This is a genomic window from Flavobacterium cryoconiti (genome assembly GCF_048158645.1).
Lineage (GTDB): Bacteria > Bacteroidota > Bacteroidia > Flavobacteriales > Flavobacteriaceae > Flavobacterium > Flavobacterium cryoconiti.
On record NZ_JBLNKW010000010.1, the window covers coordinates 25,854 to 44,111 of the forward strand.

Consider the following 18,258-nt stretch of genomic DNA (forward strand, 5'->3'; position numbering starts at 1 on the left):
TTATAGTTTTTTAAGTACTATTTTTTCGTTTTGTTTATCAATAATTTTTTGAAAGAATTCTTTTAAATCATAATAATAATCCGCAGGCAAAATGGCAGCATTAATTTCTCTCGTAATTATGATTTGAATTCTATTTCCTTCAACCTGTGTATTAATTGTAAATAATACTATTTTATCTTCCGTTGCAATTTTCATTGCTTTCGGAATAGATTCCACTGCATATCCCTCCGGAATTTCTATATTTATATTATATTTATCTTGCTTTGGATAACCAAAATAAATTGGCATCTTCCTTTTTTCCTGAAGAAATGGATTTTTCGTTAAAGCAAAAAACAACATGGGATTAATAAACATTTTATTGCCTATTCTTTCACAATGATTATCTGATGTAAAAGTAAAAGTTTCCAAGACAGGTTTTGAAAAATCTGTGTCTTTATTTTCTATCTCATAGTTACTAATTTGGATTCCATCCAAATCATTTTCTAATTTTTCCAGATAATTTTCTTTATTGATTTGAGCATTTTTTTCTCTAAAACTATACGCCTCATAATCTTTCTTTTGAGCCCTAAACTTTCCAGACACAGTTCCTCTATCATCAATTTTTACCATTAAATTATAGTTTTTATTCGATACTAAATTTGGTACCATATTAACTTCTTGTGATGTTCCATCGGATTTAATAAGTCGTCCTGTCCAGTTTAAGGTATTCAAAGGCAAAATATTCTGTGTAGTATATTTATGTGTTGCATCTAATAGAATTTGCTTTCCTTCTATTTCAGCAGCAGCAATTACATAATTAAAAACTGTCCTGTTAGGAAATGCAGGAACTCCATGTTCTATCGTACTTATCAAAACCGGATTGGCATTTATCCCAGCAAATTTTAGCATTGCTATTAAAATAAAATTTATTTCGGCTACATTTCCTGTTTTATCAGCGTATGCCTTTTTCACTCCTTTTTGGGTATAAAAACCATATTCCCCATCCCAGTTCATTTTTGATTTTACAAATTTAAAAATGATATCTAATTTTTCCTCTTCAGAAACAGCGCTTTTGAGTATCATTTTAATATCCTGAATAAGATACATGCGTTCATTCAGCTCTTTACCAAAACTTTCGTTTTCAAAAATAGTTTTAGCAACTCCCTCCCAAGTTATCGAATAATCTTTAACCGGTTGATCAGGAAAGCGCGTTCTTTCTAATTCATTATAAATAGACGATCTGTAATTTTCAATATTATCAATATATTCCTCTTCTTTGAGTGCAGGAATATTTTCAGCAAGATAAACACTGTTAATTTGCTTATAACTAATAGATGCCGATTGGTTGTATTTATTTTCGAAACTCTGAGATCCATTTACATATTTTGCTTCTGCCTTAATCTTCACATAGCCCGTCAAAATTGGTTTGTAAATAAAATATTCTGGAATTTCTGTTTCATATTCGGCATAATTCACCGGAATATCATATTGCATTTTAAATTTAGGAAACTTAACGATTGCTTCTGATTTCAAAATATATTTAAACTCTATTACAGAACCCACTTTAACATTGGGCATAGTTATGGAAGCTTCGTTCCAATATTCATTCACATTTTTTTTGAAAGTGCCTTCATTGTTTAATTTCGTTTTAACAATATTCCCATTTTCAAGATTATAAGTTACACAATTTGAAAATTTAACCGATTCATCTTTCATCTCTTCATAACCAACATAATACGGAACCTCAAAATTTGCCCAACTAAGTCCTTCTTTTTTATAAATTTTGATTCTGTAGATATATTCATGATTTACTGTGAATCCACTTGTTGAATTATAACTAAAAAAAGTTCTTGCCTTTTTAAATAAAATGGCTGCAACTGCAGTAGAATCTTCAGCATGAAATTTTTCTAAGAGCTCTTTAGTAGAAACTTTTCCTAACTCAAAATTTTGCGCACTACTTTTTGTAACACAGGAAACAAAAAATAAAACAATTACAAGTTTAACAATTTTCATTTAATTATACTTTTTTAAGCACTATTTTTTCATTTTGCTTGTCAATCATTTTCTGAAAGAATTCTTTTAAAGCAGTATAATAATCCGCTGGAACTATTGCTGAGGTAATATCTGAGGTAATTGAAATTTGGATTTTATTTCCAGTAGCACCAATAACATATTTATATGTTCCAATGTTGTCTGGCGTAGCAATATTCATTGAAACAGGCAAAGATTCTACAGCATAACCTTCTGGTATTTCTATCATAATATTATACTTATTCTCTATAGGATAGCCAAAATCAACTGGATATGCTCTTACTTCCTGTTTAAAAGGATTTACTTTAGTTGACAAAAACAATAATGGAGCTATATAGATTTTTCCATTTATACTTTCAAAATCTTTAGAGTCTTTAAAAGTATATGTTTCAAGAATTGGCTTTGCCAAGTTCAAATCATTTTCTCTAACATAATCTGTTATTTCAATAGCATTGTTTTTGTTTTCTAATTCTTCCAAGTAATTATCTTTACTTGTTATTAAGTTTTTTTGTCTAAAATAAAGTGCTTCATGATCGGTAAGTTGTTTTCTTACTTTGCCGGTAATTACACCATTGCTATTGACAACAAAACTGGTATTTATAATTTCTTTCGAAAGTATTTTTGGTGTCAAGTCCACTTCTACAGATGTTCTATCTTTTCTAATTAGCCTTCCAAACCAGTTCAGGTCTCTTAATGGCAAAACATTAGGTAACGAATATTTCTCCGTTGCATCCAATAAAACTAAGCCATCTTGTATTTCTACAGCTGCAATTACATAATCAAAAGCTGTTCTATTAGGAAATAATGCTACTCCGTTAGCGCGTGTACTTAACAATACTGGATTAGCATTGATTCCAGCATAACGCAGCATAGCAGTTAGCATAAGGTTAATTTCGGCCACATTTCCTGTTTTATCTTTGTATGCTTTTTTCACACCGTCGTTACAAGAATAACCATAATAATCATTCCATTTCACACTAGATTTAACGTAATTAAAAATAGCCGCTACTTTTTCTTCTTGGGTATTCAACCCTTTGATTAAAGCATTTATATCATCTTCAAAATAACCTGTTTTATCCAATTCAGGTCCAAAATCATCGTACTCATAAATTGTCTTTACTACTGATTTCCAATCGGTCGAATACGGCTTCAAAGGCTGATTAGGATATTGTGTCATAGATAATTCCTGTACCAAACTTGATGTGTAATTATCAATATTATTCACAAAAGATTCTTCATTCATCGCAGGTAAATTCTCTACTAAATAAGTGGTTCTAGTTTCTTCATATTCTAGTGTACTTTCATAAAATGATGTATTTACATTACTAGAGGCTATTCCCGCTTGTTTGCTTTCCATATCCAAAAATTTAATTGTTTTTGGTTTTTTCTCTACCGTTACTTTTGGAAAAATAAATCCTTTTTGATTGGCATTATAAATAAAATATTGTGGAATAAAAGTTCTGTACTCTGAATAATTTACTGGGATTGTGGTCTGGAAACTATACTCTCTCGGCATTCCGATACTCAGTGATCGAATTGTATACTGAAATTCTATTACAGAACCTTCTTTTACATTTGGCATTGTTATCTTTTTCTGCCCCCAAAATCTATTGATAGTCTCATCAAATGTTCCGTCACTTTTCAGTTTCGTTTTCTCAATTTTCCCATCCAGTAAATTGTATGTTATAGCATCCGTAAAAGAAACATTTTCTTTAGAATTATTCCCTAGATAGTAACGCACTTTTTGATTTGCCCAATCATACCCTTCTTTTTTATAAATCTTAATTCTGGTTTTCACTTCAGTTATCATTACAAAACCTTCGCTTTTAGTATATTCAAGACTCATCTTTCCTTTTTTGAATAATATCGCCGCTACTGCCGAAGGGTCTTTAGGATGTTCTTTTTCTTCTAATTCCGCAATCGAAACTTTACCCAATTCAAAAATTTGTGCTTTGGTATTTAAAAAGGAAACCAAAAACAATACTATAAACAGTGTTTTTTTGAATGACATATGCTATTATATTTTTGTTAGAATTATTTTTTCATTTTCTTTTGTTATCATACCTTGATAATATTCTTTTAACATTGAATAATATTCAGATGAAATAATCGGTGTGTTGATTTGATGTGTTAATACTACTTGAATAGTATTCTCAGACAAATTAGTCATGAACTTAAAACTTCCCAAATTATCCTGCATATTAAGAACCGCAGGCGCTGGAAGTGTTTCTACTTTATATCCGTCCGGAATTTGAATATTAATACTGTATTTATCCAAAAACGGAAACCCATAATCTATAGGATATTCTCTATTTTCCTGTTTGAAGGGGTTTCGTTCATCTGTAAGAAATAGCAGTGGATTTATATAAATTTTACCTCCAATTCCCTCACAAAGATTGGAACCCGAAAAAGAGAAAGTTTCTGTCACAGGCAATTTCAACTCTTTTTCGTTTGCTCTTAAATATTCTTTTATCTCTATCTTTTCATTGTCATTTTCCAACTTTTCCAGATAAGCATCCTCTTTAATATTATCAACATTTTTTCTAAAAATCATAGCATTGTGATCCGTTCTCTGCCTTCTCAATTTCCCTGAAACTAACCCATTAGCATCAACTGTATAATTCATCATTACTGTATTATTTGATGCGATTTTCGGCATTAAATCTACCTCTTCGGATGTTCCATCTTTTCGTATCAATCTTCCTTCCCAGTTTAATGCTCTAAAAGGCAATACATTTGGTGTCGAAAATGCATCCGATGCATCCAATAATATCAATCCATTTGGAGTTTCTACAGCAGCAATAACATAATTAAAAGCTGTTCTATTGGGAAAAACTGCAATCCCATTAGAACGTGTGCTAACTAAAACTGGATTCGCAGTCAATCCAGCATAACGCAACATAGCAGTTAACATTAAATTGATTTCGGCTACATTTCCAGTTTTATCTTTATAGGCTTTTTTAACTCCATCATTACAAGAATAACCATAGTAATCATTCCATTTTACAGTAGTTTTTACATAATTTAACAGTGCTGTTATTTTTTCTTCCGGAGTATCTAATCCCGCAATTATAGGTTTCAAATCCGCTTCAAAATAATTGGTTTTATTCAATTCAGGTCCAAAATCTTCATAGTCATAAATGGTCTTCACCACGGCATTCCAATCTGATGAAAAGGGTTTCATAGGCTCGTTCGGGTAATGTGTCATAGACAGCTCCTGCTCTAAACTAGCCGAATAATTATTTATATTATTAACAAACGCTTCTTCTTTGATTGCTGGTATATTTTCGATTAGATAGGTTGTTTTTGTTTCTTCATAATCTAATTTCCCTTGAGAAAAATTAGAGACTGTTGAAACAGATCCATCTTTAGTTACCAAACCATTTACCATTTTAGATTGTCTACGTTTATCAACAGATATTTTAGGTGATACAAATCCTTTTAGTTTTCTATTAAAAATAAAATATTCAGGTATATAGGTTATATATTCGACAAAATTGATTGGAATAATTGTCTGAAAACTCCAATCTCTAAGCATTCCGATACTATTGCTTTTTATTTTATATTTAAACTCTATAACAGAGCCTTCTTTTACATTAGGCATTGTAATTTTCTTTTTATTCCAATATCTATTTACTTTTTCTTCAAACTCTCCTTCGCTTTTCAGTTTTGTCTTTTCAATTTTACCACTTACTAAATTATAAGTAACCGCATCCGAAAAATCAATACTTTCCCTAGAAGAGCCTTCTGGTCTAAAGATTACTTCATGATTAGCCCAATCATACCCTTCCTTTTTGTAAATCTTGATTCTCATGGATATTTCAGTAACCAAATCAAAACCTGTGTCAGTTGAATATTCAAAACTAGTTTCGCCTTTTTTAAACAATATTGCTGCAACTGCTGCCGTGTCTTTCGGGTGAACTTTTTGTTGAAGTTCTTCTATTGAAACTTTCCCTAGTTTAAATTCCTGTGCATTAGCATTATAAAAAAACAGAGTAAAAAATAAAATAATGGTTAGTTGGTTACATTTCATGGCGCTTTATAAATTCTTGGTTAAAATAATTTTGGCATTGTCATTTCTGGAAACCTGTTCAATAAAAAGTCGGTATTCGTCGTACTCTTTGTTAGAATACAATCCTTTTTTCAAAAACAGGGTTCGCTTGTAAACAAGATTACCAGCATCTTTCTTGATGATTTCGGTTTTATATTCCCCAAACTTCGTTTTCAATTCAAAATTACTCGGTAGAAATTCAATAGAAAATCCTGAAGGCAAACTAATTTCAATTTCATCTCCATCTGCATATCCTCTTTGAATTTCAAATGGATTTTTTCGATTTCGGATTCGTTTTACATTACCTGTAATTTGGTTATACCCATTGACCACAAACATTATTTTATTTCCAGAAACACTACCATAATTAACAGCAGTAATTTCAGCATTTTCAGTAAAACTAACCTTTTCCTTATCGTTAGTAAATGTTATTTTATCAATTTTTAAATTATTGATATTATCCCAATATTTTTTATAATGTGCTTCTTTATCCGTAGGCTGAAAATTCTCTATAGCCGATTTTTGATTGTATTGTGAGCCTTCTGAAACAATAATTATTTCCCCTGAAAAATCTCCCGTTTGCGACAAAGAAAATTTTCCTTTACTGATTTGGGTATTGTCTTTGTCTTGATAAATTTTAGTTCGCACAATTTCTCCTCCTTCCGGCTTCATAATTAAAACATCTCTATCGTCAGTAAAGGTTCCTTGATAACCAAAAGGTGTGTCCTGACTAGTACATTCCAGCCAAATATAATTATCCCCATTAGGAATCGATAAAATCATATGATTGCCTTGCATGGATACAAAATCAGGCTCAATATTTCGTTTGCGAGGACTTCCGTATAAAATAGTATTGTATGATGGCACATCAACTGCACTAAGAAGTGCTTTTGTATAATTAGTCAATGCTTTACAATCACCATATCCTAATCGATCAACATCAGCAGCTAACATTGGTTTCCACCCTCCAATTCCAATACTGATATTTACATATCGCGATTTTTGCTGCACATAATTATAAATCAATTTTGCTTTTTTTATTGGATCTTTTTCGTCTCCAACAAGCGCTTTCATTTTTAATTTGGTTTCTTCAGATAATTCGGTTGTTCCTGACAAAATTTTATCAGAATACCATTGGCCAAATGTTGCCCAGGTTTTAGCGTTCCCATCTACATTTTCAAGATGAAAATTTTCTAAACCCATCATTACTTTTGGAAAAATAGTAGTAAACCCAGGACTATAATCTTCTTCTTTTTGAGCGGTAATATTAGTGGCGGTATAAGAAAGTTGCGTGGATGAATCTACCGTTTTATTAATTTTAAAATTAGAAAAATTAGATTCCATCTTTTTAAAACCAAGATTAGAAGGATAATTTACATTCAAAACAGTTTTTTCAACACTTACAAAATAATCACTTAAGGGATACCATTGTGGAATAAAAGCAGTGTTTGAACTTTCTACTTCGCTTTCATAAATTATGGTAAAGGGATATTGAATGGGTGTGTAATCCAAATAAATAATACGGTCATCTGAGAAAAGCGTACTTCCGCTCACGGCACTTTGATCTTTGAAATCTTTTCTTTTTATTTTTTTAATTTCAATACCTAAACCATCAAAGACTAATGCTTCTATATTTTTTACTGAGGACGTTTTGCTGTAATATTCTGTCGCTTCAATTTCGCTAAGTCCTTTTTCGTTTAGAACTGTAACTACTCTTTTTGTCTTGATATTCATATCCCTTTGAGACGAAATAATTATATCAATTTGATTCAAACGAACTACGGCATTCGCATTTTCTTTGAGACTATCAGCAATAGATAGCGCATTGTATTCGCTTTTTTGTGCAAGAAGTAATGTAGAAGAAAACAACAATAGAAAACAAGTAAATTTAAATTGCATAGATTACATTTTTCTCAAATTTATAAGAAAAATTCGGCAAAAAAAATTTATTCTCTATTTTTACTATCTATTTGTATCGTTACAGGCCCATCATTTAACAAAAGCACCTTCATATCCGCACCAAAAATACCTGTTTGAACTTTCTTACCCAACTCCATTTCTAGACATTTTACAAAATTCTCATACAATGGAATGGCAACTTCTGGTTTTGAAGCTTTAATATAGGAAGGACGATTTCCTTTTTTGGTGGAAGCATGAAGTGTAAACTGACTTACCACAATTATATCACCATCAATATCTTTTACGGATAAATTCATGACCTGATTTTCGTCTCCAAAAATACGAAGGTTTACAATTTTACCAACTAACCAATTACTGTCTTCTTGTGTATCGGTATCCTCAATTCCAACTAGGACCAATAAACCTTTTTGGATATCGGCTACAATTTTTTCATCAATGGTTACAGAGGCTGAGGAAACTCTTTGAATTACAACTTTCATTATTTTATATTCGATAAAAAACAGACGCGATAAATCGAGTCTCTACTATTCTCTTGTTTTATCACTAATTATTCGGTCTTCATTATGAATATCTGTACGGTAATTTTCATCGTCACCTTCAAGAATTTTAAGATAACTTCTATAACGGGACCACGCAATTTCATCTCTTTCCAAAGCTGCTTTAATGGCGCAATGCGGCTCCTCTTTGTGCAAACAATTATTAAATTTACATTGGTCTTTTAATTTGAAAAACTCAGGGAAATAACCACTCACTTCTTCTTTTTCCATATCCACAATTCCAAAACCTTTGATACCCGGCGTATCGATGATTCTGGCATCAAATGACAAATCATACATCTCTGCAAAAGTCGTCGTGTGTTGTCCTTGTTTGCTTGCTTCAGAAATCGTTTTTGTTTTTAAATGCAAAGAAGGTTCCATAGCATTTACTAAAGTTGATTTTCCTACACCAGAATGCCCCGAAAACATACTCACTTTACCAATCATCATTTCTTTCAACTCCTCTATTCCTTTCATTTCAGTAGAAGAAACGCGTAAACATTTATATCCAATTTCTTGATATACATGCTGCATATACAATTGCTCATCAAGGGTAGCATCGTCAAAAGTATCTATTTTATTAAAAACCAATATCGTTTCAATTCTATATGCTTCGGCAGTGACCAAAAAACGGTCTATAAAATTAAACGTCGTTGGTGGATTATTTATGGTAACTAACAAGAAAACCCTGTCGATATTTGAGGCAATAATATGCATCTGATGTGATAAATTCACTGATTTTCGAACGATGTAATTCTTCCTATCGTGAATTTTATGAATGGTTCCAGTAACAGTGTCTGAAGTTTCTTCGAGTTCATAATCCACAACATCGCCTACAGCAATAGGATTGGTACTTTTGATTCCTTTAATTCTGAATTTCCCTTTCATACGGCATTCAATAAAATCACCTTGTTCGGATTTTACGGTGTACCAACTTCCTGTAGATTTGTATACTAGTCCTGTCATAGTGCAAAGATAAAATTTTAAAGTTTATCCCGTTTATCGATAGGAGTTAAGTTTAATAAAAAAAGCTGCCTTCATTCAGGCAGCTTTTTTTTAATTTAAAATCATTCTTCCTAATTTGTCCTCGGACTTCCTTGAAGCATAAATTAAAAATTCTTTTTCATTTTTTCTATAAAAAATTCCAGGCCTCATAACCAATTCATTTTTTATAGCCTCTTCCGGATCCTTCCTTGTTATTATCCCTTTATCATCAAAAACAAAAAGTGTTGGTACCGAGTTATTATAATTCCCCAATGATTTGATTTCTTCGATATCAGTAATTCCCTTATTCTTTTTATTATCATTAAAAATGATATTCAATTGCCCATCTTTATAAATTGGAATTCCACTTAAATATTCTGGCCCCTTTCCCATAACAGTTAATGGAATAGAAACACCCGCACTTACATTAAAATTCCCGTTTCCACCAGTACCAAAAAAGCCTAAAGACAATACTGTAACCGCAGCCGATTGATCTTTTGCAACCACATTACTCCAATCTAGAGATCCATCAGGTTTTAGACATGTAACAATCATTTCGTTAGTAATATAAGTTATTGGAGTAAAACCTAGTGGTCCAAAACCTTGTGTTTGTCCCACAATAACCATTCTATATTCCGACAAAACAATAAGTCCACCGTCATTTTTTTCGATTATCGAATGAATCTCATACAAAGGTTTAACATCCTTTCCTTTTTTAGCTCTTCGCTCTCCAAGCAATTTAACTTTGGTTTCATAGTCAAATTCATTGAATTTAAGATTATCATTTACATTAGTAGCCAAATTTATAGTAGCATTATAGACCCCTTTCAACTCTTTATTCGCTTTACCATTCTCTCTCACACTGGAATAAAATCCAACTATTTGCAATGTGTTTTTATTGGTTGACAACATTTTACAATTGATAATCTCCTTGTCCTTTACATCAATATTTACAACCTCTTTCTTGTATTTATTTTGATTTTTAAAAATATGAAGTTCAAATTTTTCAATTTTTTCTTTCTTCTTGTTGTCTCTGTATCCTTCATTAACAATCAAAAAGACATCGTTTTTAAAATTTACATCAAAATCAGAAATTGTAAACTGATAGTCTTTTTTGGAATCATCATAAGACACTTTGTTTTCTGTAGCAAAATTTACATTCAAAGAATCGTCAAACAATTTAATTTCATATTTCATCGCATCTTCCTTTTCGAATAATGCAGTATGCATAACCAATAATTTATTTTCATCTGGAGATTGTTTAAAATAGAAACCACCTCTTCCTGAACTTTTTGCAACCTGAGATTCAAACATGGTCACCATTTTATTACTTAAAACACCATCTTCTGAAAACTCGATTCCAACTAGATTGAAAATTTTTTCTTTTCGTTTATAAACACTTCCAATAACATATATTCTATCATTTAAAATTGTTATTTCCTCAAAACCTATTTCTTTATCATCCAGCTCAGGTAAAACTATCGGTTTATTAGATAACAACTTCATTTCCTTTGACGAAAAAATTTTCAAGAAATATTCTTTTTTTCCTTTCAAACCTAATGCGTAAATCTTGTTATTGGCTTCTCCAATAATTTTAATAATTTTCCCCTTTTCTTCTGTGATTTCCTCACCATAAGAAATCCCAATGTTTTCAATTTTGTATTGAGAATAGCCCGTTAGGCAAAACATAAAAAATGCAAAAAAAAGTAGTAATTGTTTTTTCATAAAATTAAAGGTTAGATAGTTAAAACTTCACACAATAATACAAAAAAACCTACAAATAAATTGTAGGTTTTTAATAAAAAATAATTACTCTTATTTAGCCAATTAAGAGTTTAATATTTTTTCTTGGTGTCCAATACTTTCTTGGTGAATGTTTTTGAATAATTTAACTATAAATTCTTCTGTCAATCCTTTTTTCCCACCTTCCAAAATCATTTTCTCTTGGATTTCATTCCAACGATTGTTTTGCAATACTGCAACGTTAGCGTCTTTTTTCACTTGACCTATTTCGTCAGCAACTTTCATACGTTTTCCTAACAATTCCAATAAATTAGCATCCAAAACATCGATATTCGCTCTCAATTTTGTCATTTTATTCGTAAATTCATCCGATGCATCATCATGTTTTCTCACTTTCAAATCTTTGAAAATTTGTTTCAAAGCGTCTGGTGTTACTTGTTGTGCAGCATCACTCCAAGCATTGTCAGGATCAGTATGCGTTTCGATGATCATACCGTCGTAGTTCAAGTCCAATGCTTCTTGAGTCACTTCAAGAATCATATCACGGTTTCCAGTAATATGAGATGGATCAATGATTAATGGTAAATCAGGGAATTTGTTTTGCAATTCGATAGCAATCTGCCATTCTGGAATGTTTCTGTATTTTGTTTTTTCGTATGTAGAAAAACCTCTATGAATAACTCCTAAATTTTTGATTCCAGCAGCATATAAACGCTCTACTCCACCTAACCATAAAGCCATATCTGGATTTACAGGGTTTTTAATCAATACAATTTTATCAGTACCTTTTAATGTGTCAGCAATCTCTTGAACCGCAAATGGATTTGCAGTTGTACGAGCACCAACCCATAAAACATCAATATCATGTTCCAAAGCCAATTTACAATGCGCAGCAGTTGCTACTTCAGTTCCCATTAGTAAACCAGTTTCCGCTTTTGCTTTTTGCAACCATTTCAATCCTATTTCTCCAACACCTTCAAATCCTCCCGGACGCGTTCTTGGTTTCCAAATTCCTGCTCTAAAAACACTTACATCTGAATCTTTCAATTCATGTGCAATTTTCAATACTTGTTCTTCTGTTTCAGCACTACAAGGTCCTGCAATCACAAATGGATGAGTCAAATTGAATTCATTCAACCAATTTCTCATTTCTTTCTTGTTTTCCATCTTTTCTAATTTTTACTTTTTTTTTATTTTATTCTGTGTTGTTCTCTTTAACTGCAACCTGCTCCCGAAACTTAGGGATAAATGCTGATTACTTTTTTACATGTATTCCGTTTAATATTTCTTTTATTTTATTCACACTTTGCATTTCATTGTAAATCGCATCGTAATCTTCCTTTTCTAATAATTCCTTAAACTTTGATAAATTAGAAATATATTCATCCAATGTTTTCACTACTTGCTTCCTGTTTTGTTTAAAAATCGGCGTCCACATTGCCGGTGAACTTTTGGCCAAACGAACCGTACTTTCAAAACCGGAACCTGCCATATCAAAAATATCCTGTTCGTCTTTCTCTTTATTGATTACCGTTTTTCCAAGCATAAATGCACTGATATGGGATAAATGCGATACATAAGCAATGTGTTTGTCATGTGATTTCGGATCCATATAACGAATTCTCATTCCCATAGCGGTAAAAAGTTGTAACGCTTTTTCCTGTAATTTGAAAGTCGTTTTCTCCACCTCACAAATAATATTCGTCTTCCCTTGAAACAATCCTTTTATCGCCGCCGAAGGTCCTGAAAACTCCGTTCCTGCAATAGGATGCGTTGCAATAAAATTTCTTCTCTTAGGATGATTGGCAACCGCTTCGCAAATAGGCGTTTTTGTCGAACCTACTTCAAAAACAATCGTAGTATCACCAATAACATCCAATACTTTTGGCAAAACAGTCAATGCAACATCAACCGGAACAGAAACGATTACAAAATCTGCGTGTTTTAAATCATCAAAAGTCGCACCAGCATCAACAACTCCTAAAGCAATTGCTTCCTGCAAATGATTTTCGTCAGTGTCGATTCCATAAATTTTGGCTTCCGGATGCAGCGTTTTAATGTCCAATACCATCGAACCACCAATCAATCCTATTCCTATTACAAATACTTTCATCGTTTTATTTTTATACCTACAATGTTTTAAAAACCTTGCAGGAAAATCTGAAATTTAGAATCGTTAATCAACAATCTAAAATCTATTTATAGCCTCTTGTACTTTTTCTTCTTTTACACAAAGTGCAAATCGTATGTAACCTTCACCATTACTCCCAAAAATTGTTCCCGGAGTAATGAAAATAGATTTGTCATATAAAATTTCATCAATAAATTTCTCCGCTGATGTTATTCCGTCAGGTAATTTTGCCCAAACAAATAATCCAACACCATCTTTATATACTTTACATCCTAATTTTTCAGCCAGTTGTTCAGTAAGAATTCTGCGTTTTCTATAAATCGCATTCATCGATTCAAACCAAGTCTTGTCACTTTTCAAAGCTTCAATTGCCCCTTTTTGAATCCCGTAAAACATTCCGCTATCCATGTTGCTTTTTACTTTTAGTACCGCATCAATACAAGCTGCATTTCCTAAAACCATTCCAACTCTCCAGCCTGCCATGTTAAAAGTCTTGCTCAACGAATTCAATTCTAATGCCACGTCTTTTGCGCCTTCCACTTGCAACAAACTCATCGGATTTTCATTCAAAACAAAACTATACGGATTGTCGTTGACTAATAATATCTGATGTTTTTTGGCGAAAGCCACCAATTTTTCAAATAACTGCAAACTTCCTCTTGCTCCTGTTGGCATGTGCGGATAACCAATCCACATGATTTTTACTTTTGATAGATCTAATTCTTCCAAAGCTTCAAAATCCGGTTCCCAGTTATTGACTTCTTTTAAATCATAATAAACTGGAACTGCTCCTACTAAATTCGTCACCGAAGTGTACGTTGGATATCCTGGATTTGGAATCAACACCTGATCTCCTTCATTCAAGAAAGCCAAAGAAATATGCATAATCCCTTCCTTGGAACCCATCAAAGGCAAAATTTCAGTATTTGGATTCAACGCTACTTGAAAGTTGTTCTGATAAAAATCAGCCATTCCGTTTCTCAATTCCGGTAACCCTTGGTAACTTTGGTACTGATGTGCACTTTCTTCTTGCATCGCCAAAACTACTGCATCAACAACTGCTTGCGAAGGTTGTAAATCCGGACTTCCAATTCCCATATTGATAATTGGTTTCCCTTCAGAAGCCAGTTGTCTTACTTCCCTCAATTTTGAGGAGAAATAGTATTCTTCAATTATATCCAGACGTTTCGCTGTAGTAATCATGGTTTTGTATTTTTATATTCGCCTAAAACTTTAAAGTATTCTGCCATAATGGTCAGTAATGCTTTTGCCTTAGCATAATCTTCGTATTTTTCGAAAGTAACATCCACAAAAAATGAATATTTCCAAGGAGTTTCTATTTTTGGCAACGATTGTATTTTAGTTAAATTCAATTTACAATCACTCATTACATTCAAAACTGCCGCTAAACTTCCGCGTTTGTGATCCAATTCAAATTTGATAGAAGCTCTGTTTATTTCGTTTTCTTCAACAAATGAATTCTCCTTTTTAATAATAACAAATCGCGTCATGTTATTATTTATCGTCTGAATTTCCGGAGCTAAAATTTCTAATTCATACATTTCAGAAGCCGTTTTACTCGCAATTGCCGCAATCCCTTTCAACTGATTTTGATGTATTCTTCTTGCCGTTTCAGCGGTATCTTTATCTTCAACTAATTTTATGTTTGGATATTTTTTCAAAAACTCCATACATTGCAATAAGGCCATTGGATGAGAATGTACTTCCAAAATATCTTCAATTTTTTGACCTTTCAACGCCATTAAATTTTGATGAATATCCAAATAATGTTCCCCTATGATGTGCAAATTATTTTTGTCAATCAGAGCGTAATTAGGAATAATTGGTCCCGCAATAGAATTTTCTATAGCCATAACTGCTTGATCTGATTTTCCGGACAATAAACTATCCACCAATTCTTCAAAAGACAAACACTCATCTACCTCAACATTCTGATAGTAATATTCTTGTGCTACCTGATGATGGAAACAGCCTTTTATACCTTGTATTGCAATCTTTGTTCTCATTCGAAGTACCTATTTGTTTTAATTTTAAAATGAAATTTGAATAAATTTTGATTCGTGTTTACCGATTTTTTGTTATGCTTATTTTCATTTATATTCAAAAAAAAATCCTGATTTTCATCAGGATTGTATATTAGTTTTATTTGTTTGTTGTTTTTCAAATAACCATAGCACAATCCCTTACTTCCTAAAGAAGAAATAATAAGTGTTGCTAAAATAAAAACGGTTATTAGACATTATATGTTGTGTTATTTTCAATAATTACACTGCAAATGTAGGACTTATTTCAAACCGACCAAAAAAAAAATATTATTTTATGTAACAAAAAAAGAATTCTTTGTGAAACAACCTTTTTATTACCAAATACTTAAACAAATGATTTTTAAATTACAGTTTATTACAGATTTCAAAATGACTTTTGCTTTAATTTTGATTCAAAATAACATTTAAGCAGCTATTTTCACCGAAAGCCATTTTTTTCCTTCTGCAATTCGGGTCACTAACATCGCCGAAACCAAGTCGCCATTAGCATTCAATAAGGTCGCCATAGGATCTACCAAAGTTCCCACAATCATCGCCGCCGGTAAAGCCTGTTCCATTGGAAATCCATAAACGGTTATCGCCAAAATTTCCCCTATATAACCACCATTCGGAATTCCGCCTTCGACAACCGAAACAATTACTGTAATCCCAATAGCGGTGAGCAAGGTATAAGGATCCGTGAAATCTTTCCCGAACATGGCAAAAACAACAGCAATCTTTATGATAGATGACATACTTGAACCGTCTTTATGTAAAGGTGCTCCCAAGGGAATAACTACATTTCTAATATGACTTGGAATATTCATGTGTTCTGCACCTTCAAGATTTGCAGGAATTGTTGCAATACTGCTGCAAGTTCCCAATGCAGTTAATGATGGAGTGATATTGTTTTTCCAAAACACATTCAATCCCTTTCTTCCTCCAGCGATAAAAGCATACAAACTAAAAAATACGACAAAGTAAAAAGCACAAACTGCATAATAAAGACCCAAAGGTTTTGCATAAGCACCAAATAATTGTGGTCCAAAAATCCCAACCTGATAGGCAAAATAAGCTCCCAAACCTATTGGAGCCGTTTTCATAATCATATGCAGCAATTGTTTCATCACTTCGTTTCCTGAATTCAAAAACCGCCTGAAATCTTTCCCTTTTTCACCCGAATGCAAACTGGCAAATCCTATTAAAAAAGAAAATATGATAAGTGCTAACATATTCTTACGAGATAATAATTCGAAGAAATCATTAGCCGTAAGCAATTGTGTAATTTGTGAACCTGCTGAACTTGCTTGAATAGATTCTAAAGGAATTTTTGAAATGATGATATCCTGCTGAATAGGAAATAATAATACGCCAATAATCATCAAAATAGCCGAAATCAATACGGTACTTAAAAATACACCAATTACAATCACAAATAACCTCCCCAATTTCTCTGACTTTTCTAAACTGGCTATCGAGGATGAAATGGTAAAAAATATCAAAGGAATGATTGCAGTAAACAATAAATTCAGAAATATATCTCCCAAAGGTTTAATCACTTCTACTCCTTTTCCAAAAACTAAACCCAATATACTTCCTACCAGAATCCCTCCAAGTAGCAATAAAATACTTTTGTAGTTTTTTAAGAAACTGCCCGATTGTGTATTTTTTAAATTCATATCTATATAGTTTATGGTAAATATATAAATCTAAAAGAGAATATCATCTTGCTTAGCAAACTTTGACAAAGGTCTTTTTACAAAAAACAATAAATCAATGATTATTCTGTTTACTTTTGCAACAAATAAAATTCCATGTCAATAGAAGTAAATAACATATCCAAAAGTTATGGTGCCCAAAAAGCACTGGATAACATTTCATTTTCTGTAAATAAAGGAGAAATCGTTGGTTTTTTAGGTCCAAATGGTGCCGGAAAATCGACTTTGATGAAAATATTGACAACATACATCAATGCTGATGAAGGTTCAGCATTAGTAAATGGGCATTATGTAAACACTCAACAAAAAGCAGTTCAGCTTTCTATTGGCTATTTACCGGAACACAATCCGTTGTATTTGGATTTGTATGTGCGAGAATATTTAGCTTTTAATGCCGATGTCTATAAAGTGGATAAATCCCGAATTGAAGAAGTAATTCAATTGACCGGTTTAGGTACCGAAAGTCATAAAAAGATAGAACAATTATCTAAAGGATACCGCCAACGTGTGGGTCTGGCCAATGCTTTATTACACAATCCCGACGTTTTAATTCTAGATGAACCAACAACTGGTTTAGACCCAAACCAATTAATCGAAATACGTAACGTCATTAAAAACGTAGGGAAAGACAAAACCGTTTTTCTATCTACGCACATCATGCAGGAAGTCGAAGCCATTTGCGACCGCGTAATCATCATCAATAACGGAAAAATTGCAGCCGATAAAAAACTGGACAACTTAATTTCCGAAGATAAGGAGCAAGTTATTGAAGTAGAATTTGATTATAAAATAGAAGAACAAGCTATTGCCAAAATCAAAAATCTTACTTCCTATAAAAATACCCACGACATGATTTGGGAATTAACCTTCACAACCGATAAAGACATGCGCCCAGCCGTTTTTGATTTTGCGAATGCGAACGGTTTGAAAACCTTACAACTCAATCAGAAGAACAAAAATCTAGAAACTGTTTTTAGGGAGATTACGAAGTAACTATATGTTAAAGGGATAACAACTAAAATTAAAAAAATGAACGAAATAATTCCAATAATTCCTCTATTAGTCTTATGCTTATTTACTTTCTTAATTTCAAAATATTGGTTAGAAAAAGATGCTTTAA

At 32.2% G+C, this 18,258-nt stretch carries 13 protein-coding genes; 1 reads left to right on the forward strand and 12 read right to left on the reverse strand.

Features of this window, described 5'->3' with window-relative positions:
- From ACM55H_RS14235 to ACM55H_RS14290, 12 genes are all read right to left on the reverse strand, one after another.
- The gene (locus ACM55H_RS14235) at positions 1-1,992 is read right to left on the reverse strand and encodes a DUF3857 domain-containing protein (RefSeq protein ID WP_416837139.1); all 1,992 of its coding nucleotides are present in this window, start codon (positions 1,990-1,992) and stop codon (positions 1-3) included.
- A gap of 4 nt (positions 1,993-1,996) precedes the next feature.
- Positions 1,997-4,021 carry a DUF3857 domain-containing protein gene (locus tag ACM55H_RS14240; protein WP_416837140.1) on the reverse strand — a complete coding sequence of 675 codons (2,025 nt, stop codon included), beginning with the start codon at positions 4,019-4,021 and terminating at the stop codon, positions 1,997-1,999.
- 6 nt (positions 4,022-4,027) lie between these two features.
- Positions 4,028-6,043: a DUF3857 domain-containing protein gene (locus ACM55H_RS14245; protein WP_416837141.1), complete on the reverse strand. Its 2,016-nt coding sequence runs from the start codon at positions 6,041-6,043 to the stop codon at positions 4,028-4,030.
- Between the two features lie 6 nt (positions 6,044-6,049).
- Complete coding sequence (locus ACM55H_RS14250) at positions 6,050-7,960, reverse strand: DUF3857 domain-containing protein (RefSeq protein ID WP_416837142.1); 1,911 nt, start codon at positions 7,958-7,960, stop codon at positions 6,050-6,052.
- Between the two features lie 47 nt (positions 7,961-8,007).
- Positions 8,008-8,460: a D-aminoacyl-tRNA deacylase gene (dtd, locus tag ACM55H_RS14255; protein WP_416837143.1), complete on the reverse strand. Its 453-nt coding sequence runs from the start codon at positions 8,458-8,460 to the stop codon at positions 8,008-8,010.
- Between the two features lie 45 nt (positions 8,461-8,505).
- Positions 8,506-9,483, reverse strand: coding sequence for a ribosome small subunit-dependent GTPase A (gene rsgA / locus ACM55H_RS14260; protein WP_416837144.1), 978 nt, complete (start codon positions 9,481-9,483; stop codon positions 8,506-8,508).
- Positions 9,484-9,573: 90 nt separating this feature from the next.
- Positions 9,574-11,226 carry a hypothetical protein gene (locus ACM55H_RS14265; protein ID WP_416837145.1) on the reverse strand — a complete coding sequence of 551 codons (1,653 nt, stop codon included), beginning with the start codon at positions 11,224-11,226 and terminating at the stop codon, positions 9,574-9,576.
- A 102-nt stretch (positions 11,227-11,328) separates the two neighbouring features.
- Positions 11,329-12,411 carry a bifunctional 3-deoxy-7-phosphoheptulonate synthase/chorismate mutase type II gene (locus ACM55H_RS14270; RefSeq protein WP_039110831.1) on the reverse strand — a complete coding sequence of 361 codons (1,083 nt, stop codon included), beginning with the start codon at positions 12,409-12,411 and terminating at the stop codon, positions 11,329-11,331.
- An 88-nt stretch (positions 12,412-12,499) separates the two neighbouring features.
- Positions 12,500-13,357 carry a prephenate dehydrogenase gene (locus ACM55H_RS14275; RefSeq protein ID WP_416837146.1) on the reverse strand — a complete coding sequence of 286 codons (858 nt, stop codon included), beginning with the start codon at positions 13,355-13,357 and terminating at the stop codon, positions 12,500-12,502.
- Positions 13,358-13,432: 75 nt separating this feature from the next.
- Positions 13,433-14,578: an aminotransferase class I/II-fold pyridoxal phosphate-dependent enzyme gene (locus ACM55H_RS14280; RefSeq protein ID WP_416837147.1), complete on the reverse strand. Its 1,146-nt coding sequence runs from the start codon at positions 14,576-14,578 to the stop codon at positions 13,433-13,435.
- Positions 14,575-15,402: a prephenate dehydratase gene (locus tag ACM55H_RS14285; protein WP_416837148.1), complete on the reverse strand. Its 828-nt coding sequence runs from the start codon at positions 15,400-15,402 to the stop codon at positions 14,575-14,577. The genes ACM55H_RS14280 and ACM55H_RS14285 overlap by 4 nt, the downstream gene beginning before the upstream one ends.
- 443 nt (positions 15,403-15,845) lie before the next feature.
- Complete coding sequence (locus ACM55H_RS14290) at positions 15,846-17,099, reverse strand: dicarboxylate/amino acid:cation symporter (RefSeq protein ID WP_416837149.1); 1,254 nt, start codon at positions 17,097-17,099, stop codon at positions 15,846-15,848.
- 135 nt (positions 17,100-17,234) lie between these two features.
- Here ACM55H_RS14290 and gldA point away from each other — a divergent pair, with 135 nt between their 5' ends.
- Positions 17,235-18,131, forward strand: a complete 897-nt coding sequence (gldA, locus tag ACM55H_RS14295) for a gliding motility-associated ABC transporter ATP-binding subunit GldA (protein ID WP_416837150.1) — start codon at positions 17,235-17,237, stop codon at positions 18,129-18,131.
- Positions 18,132-18,258 lie beyond the last annotated feature (127 nt).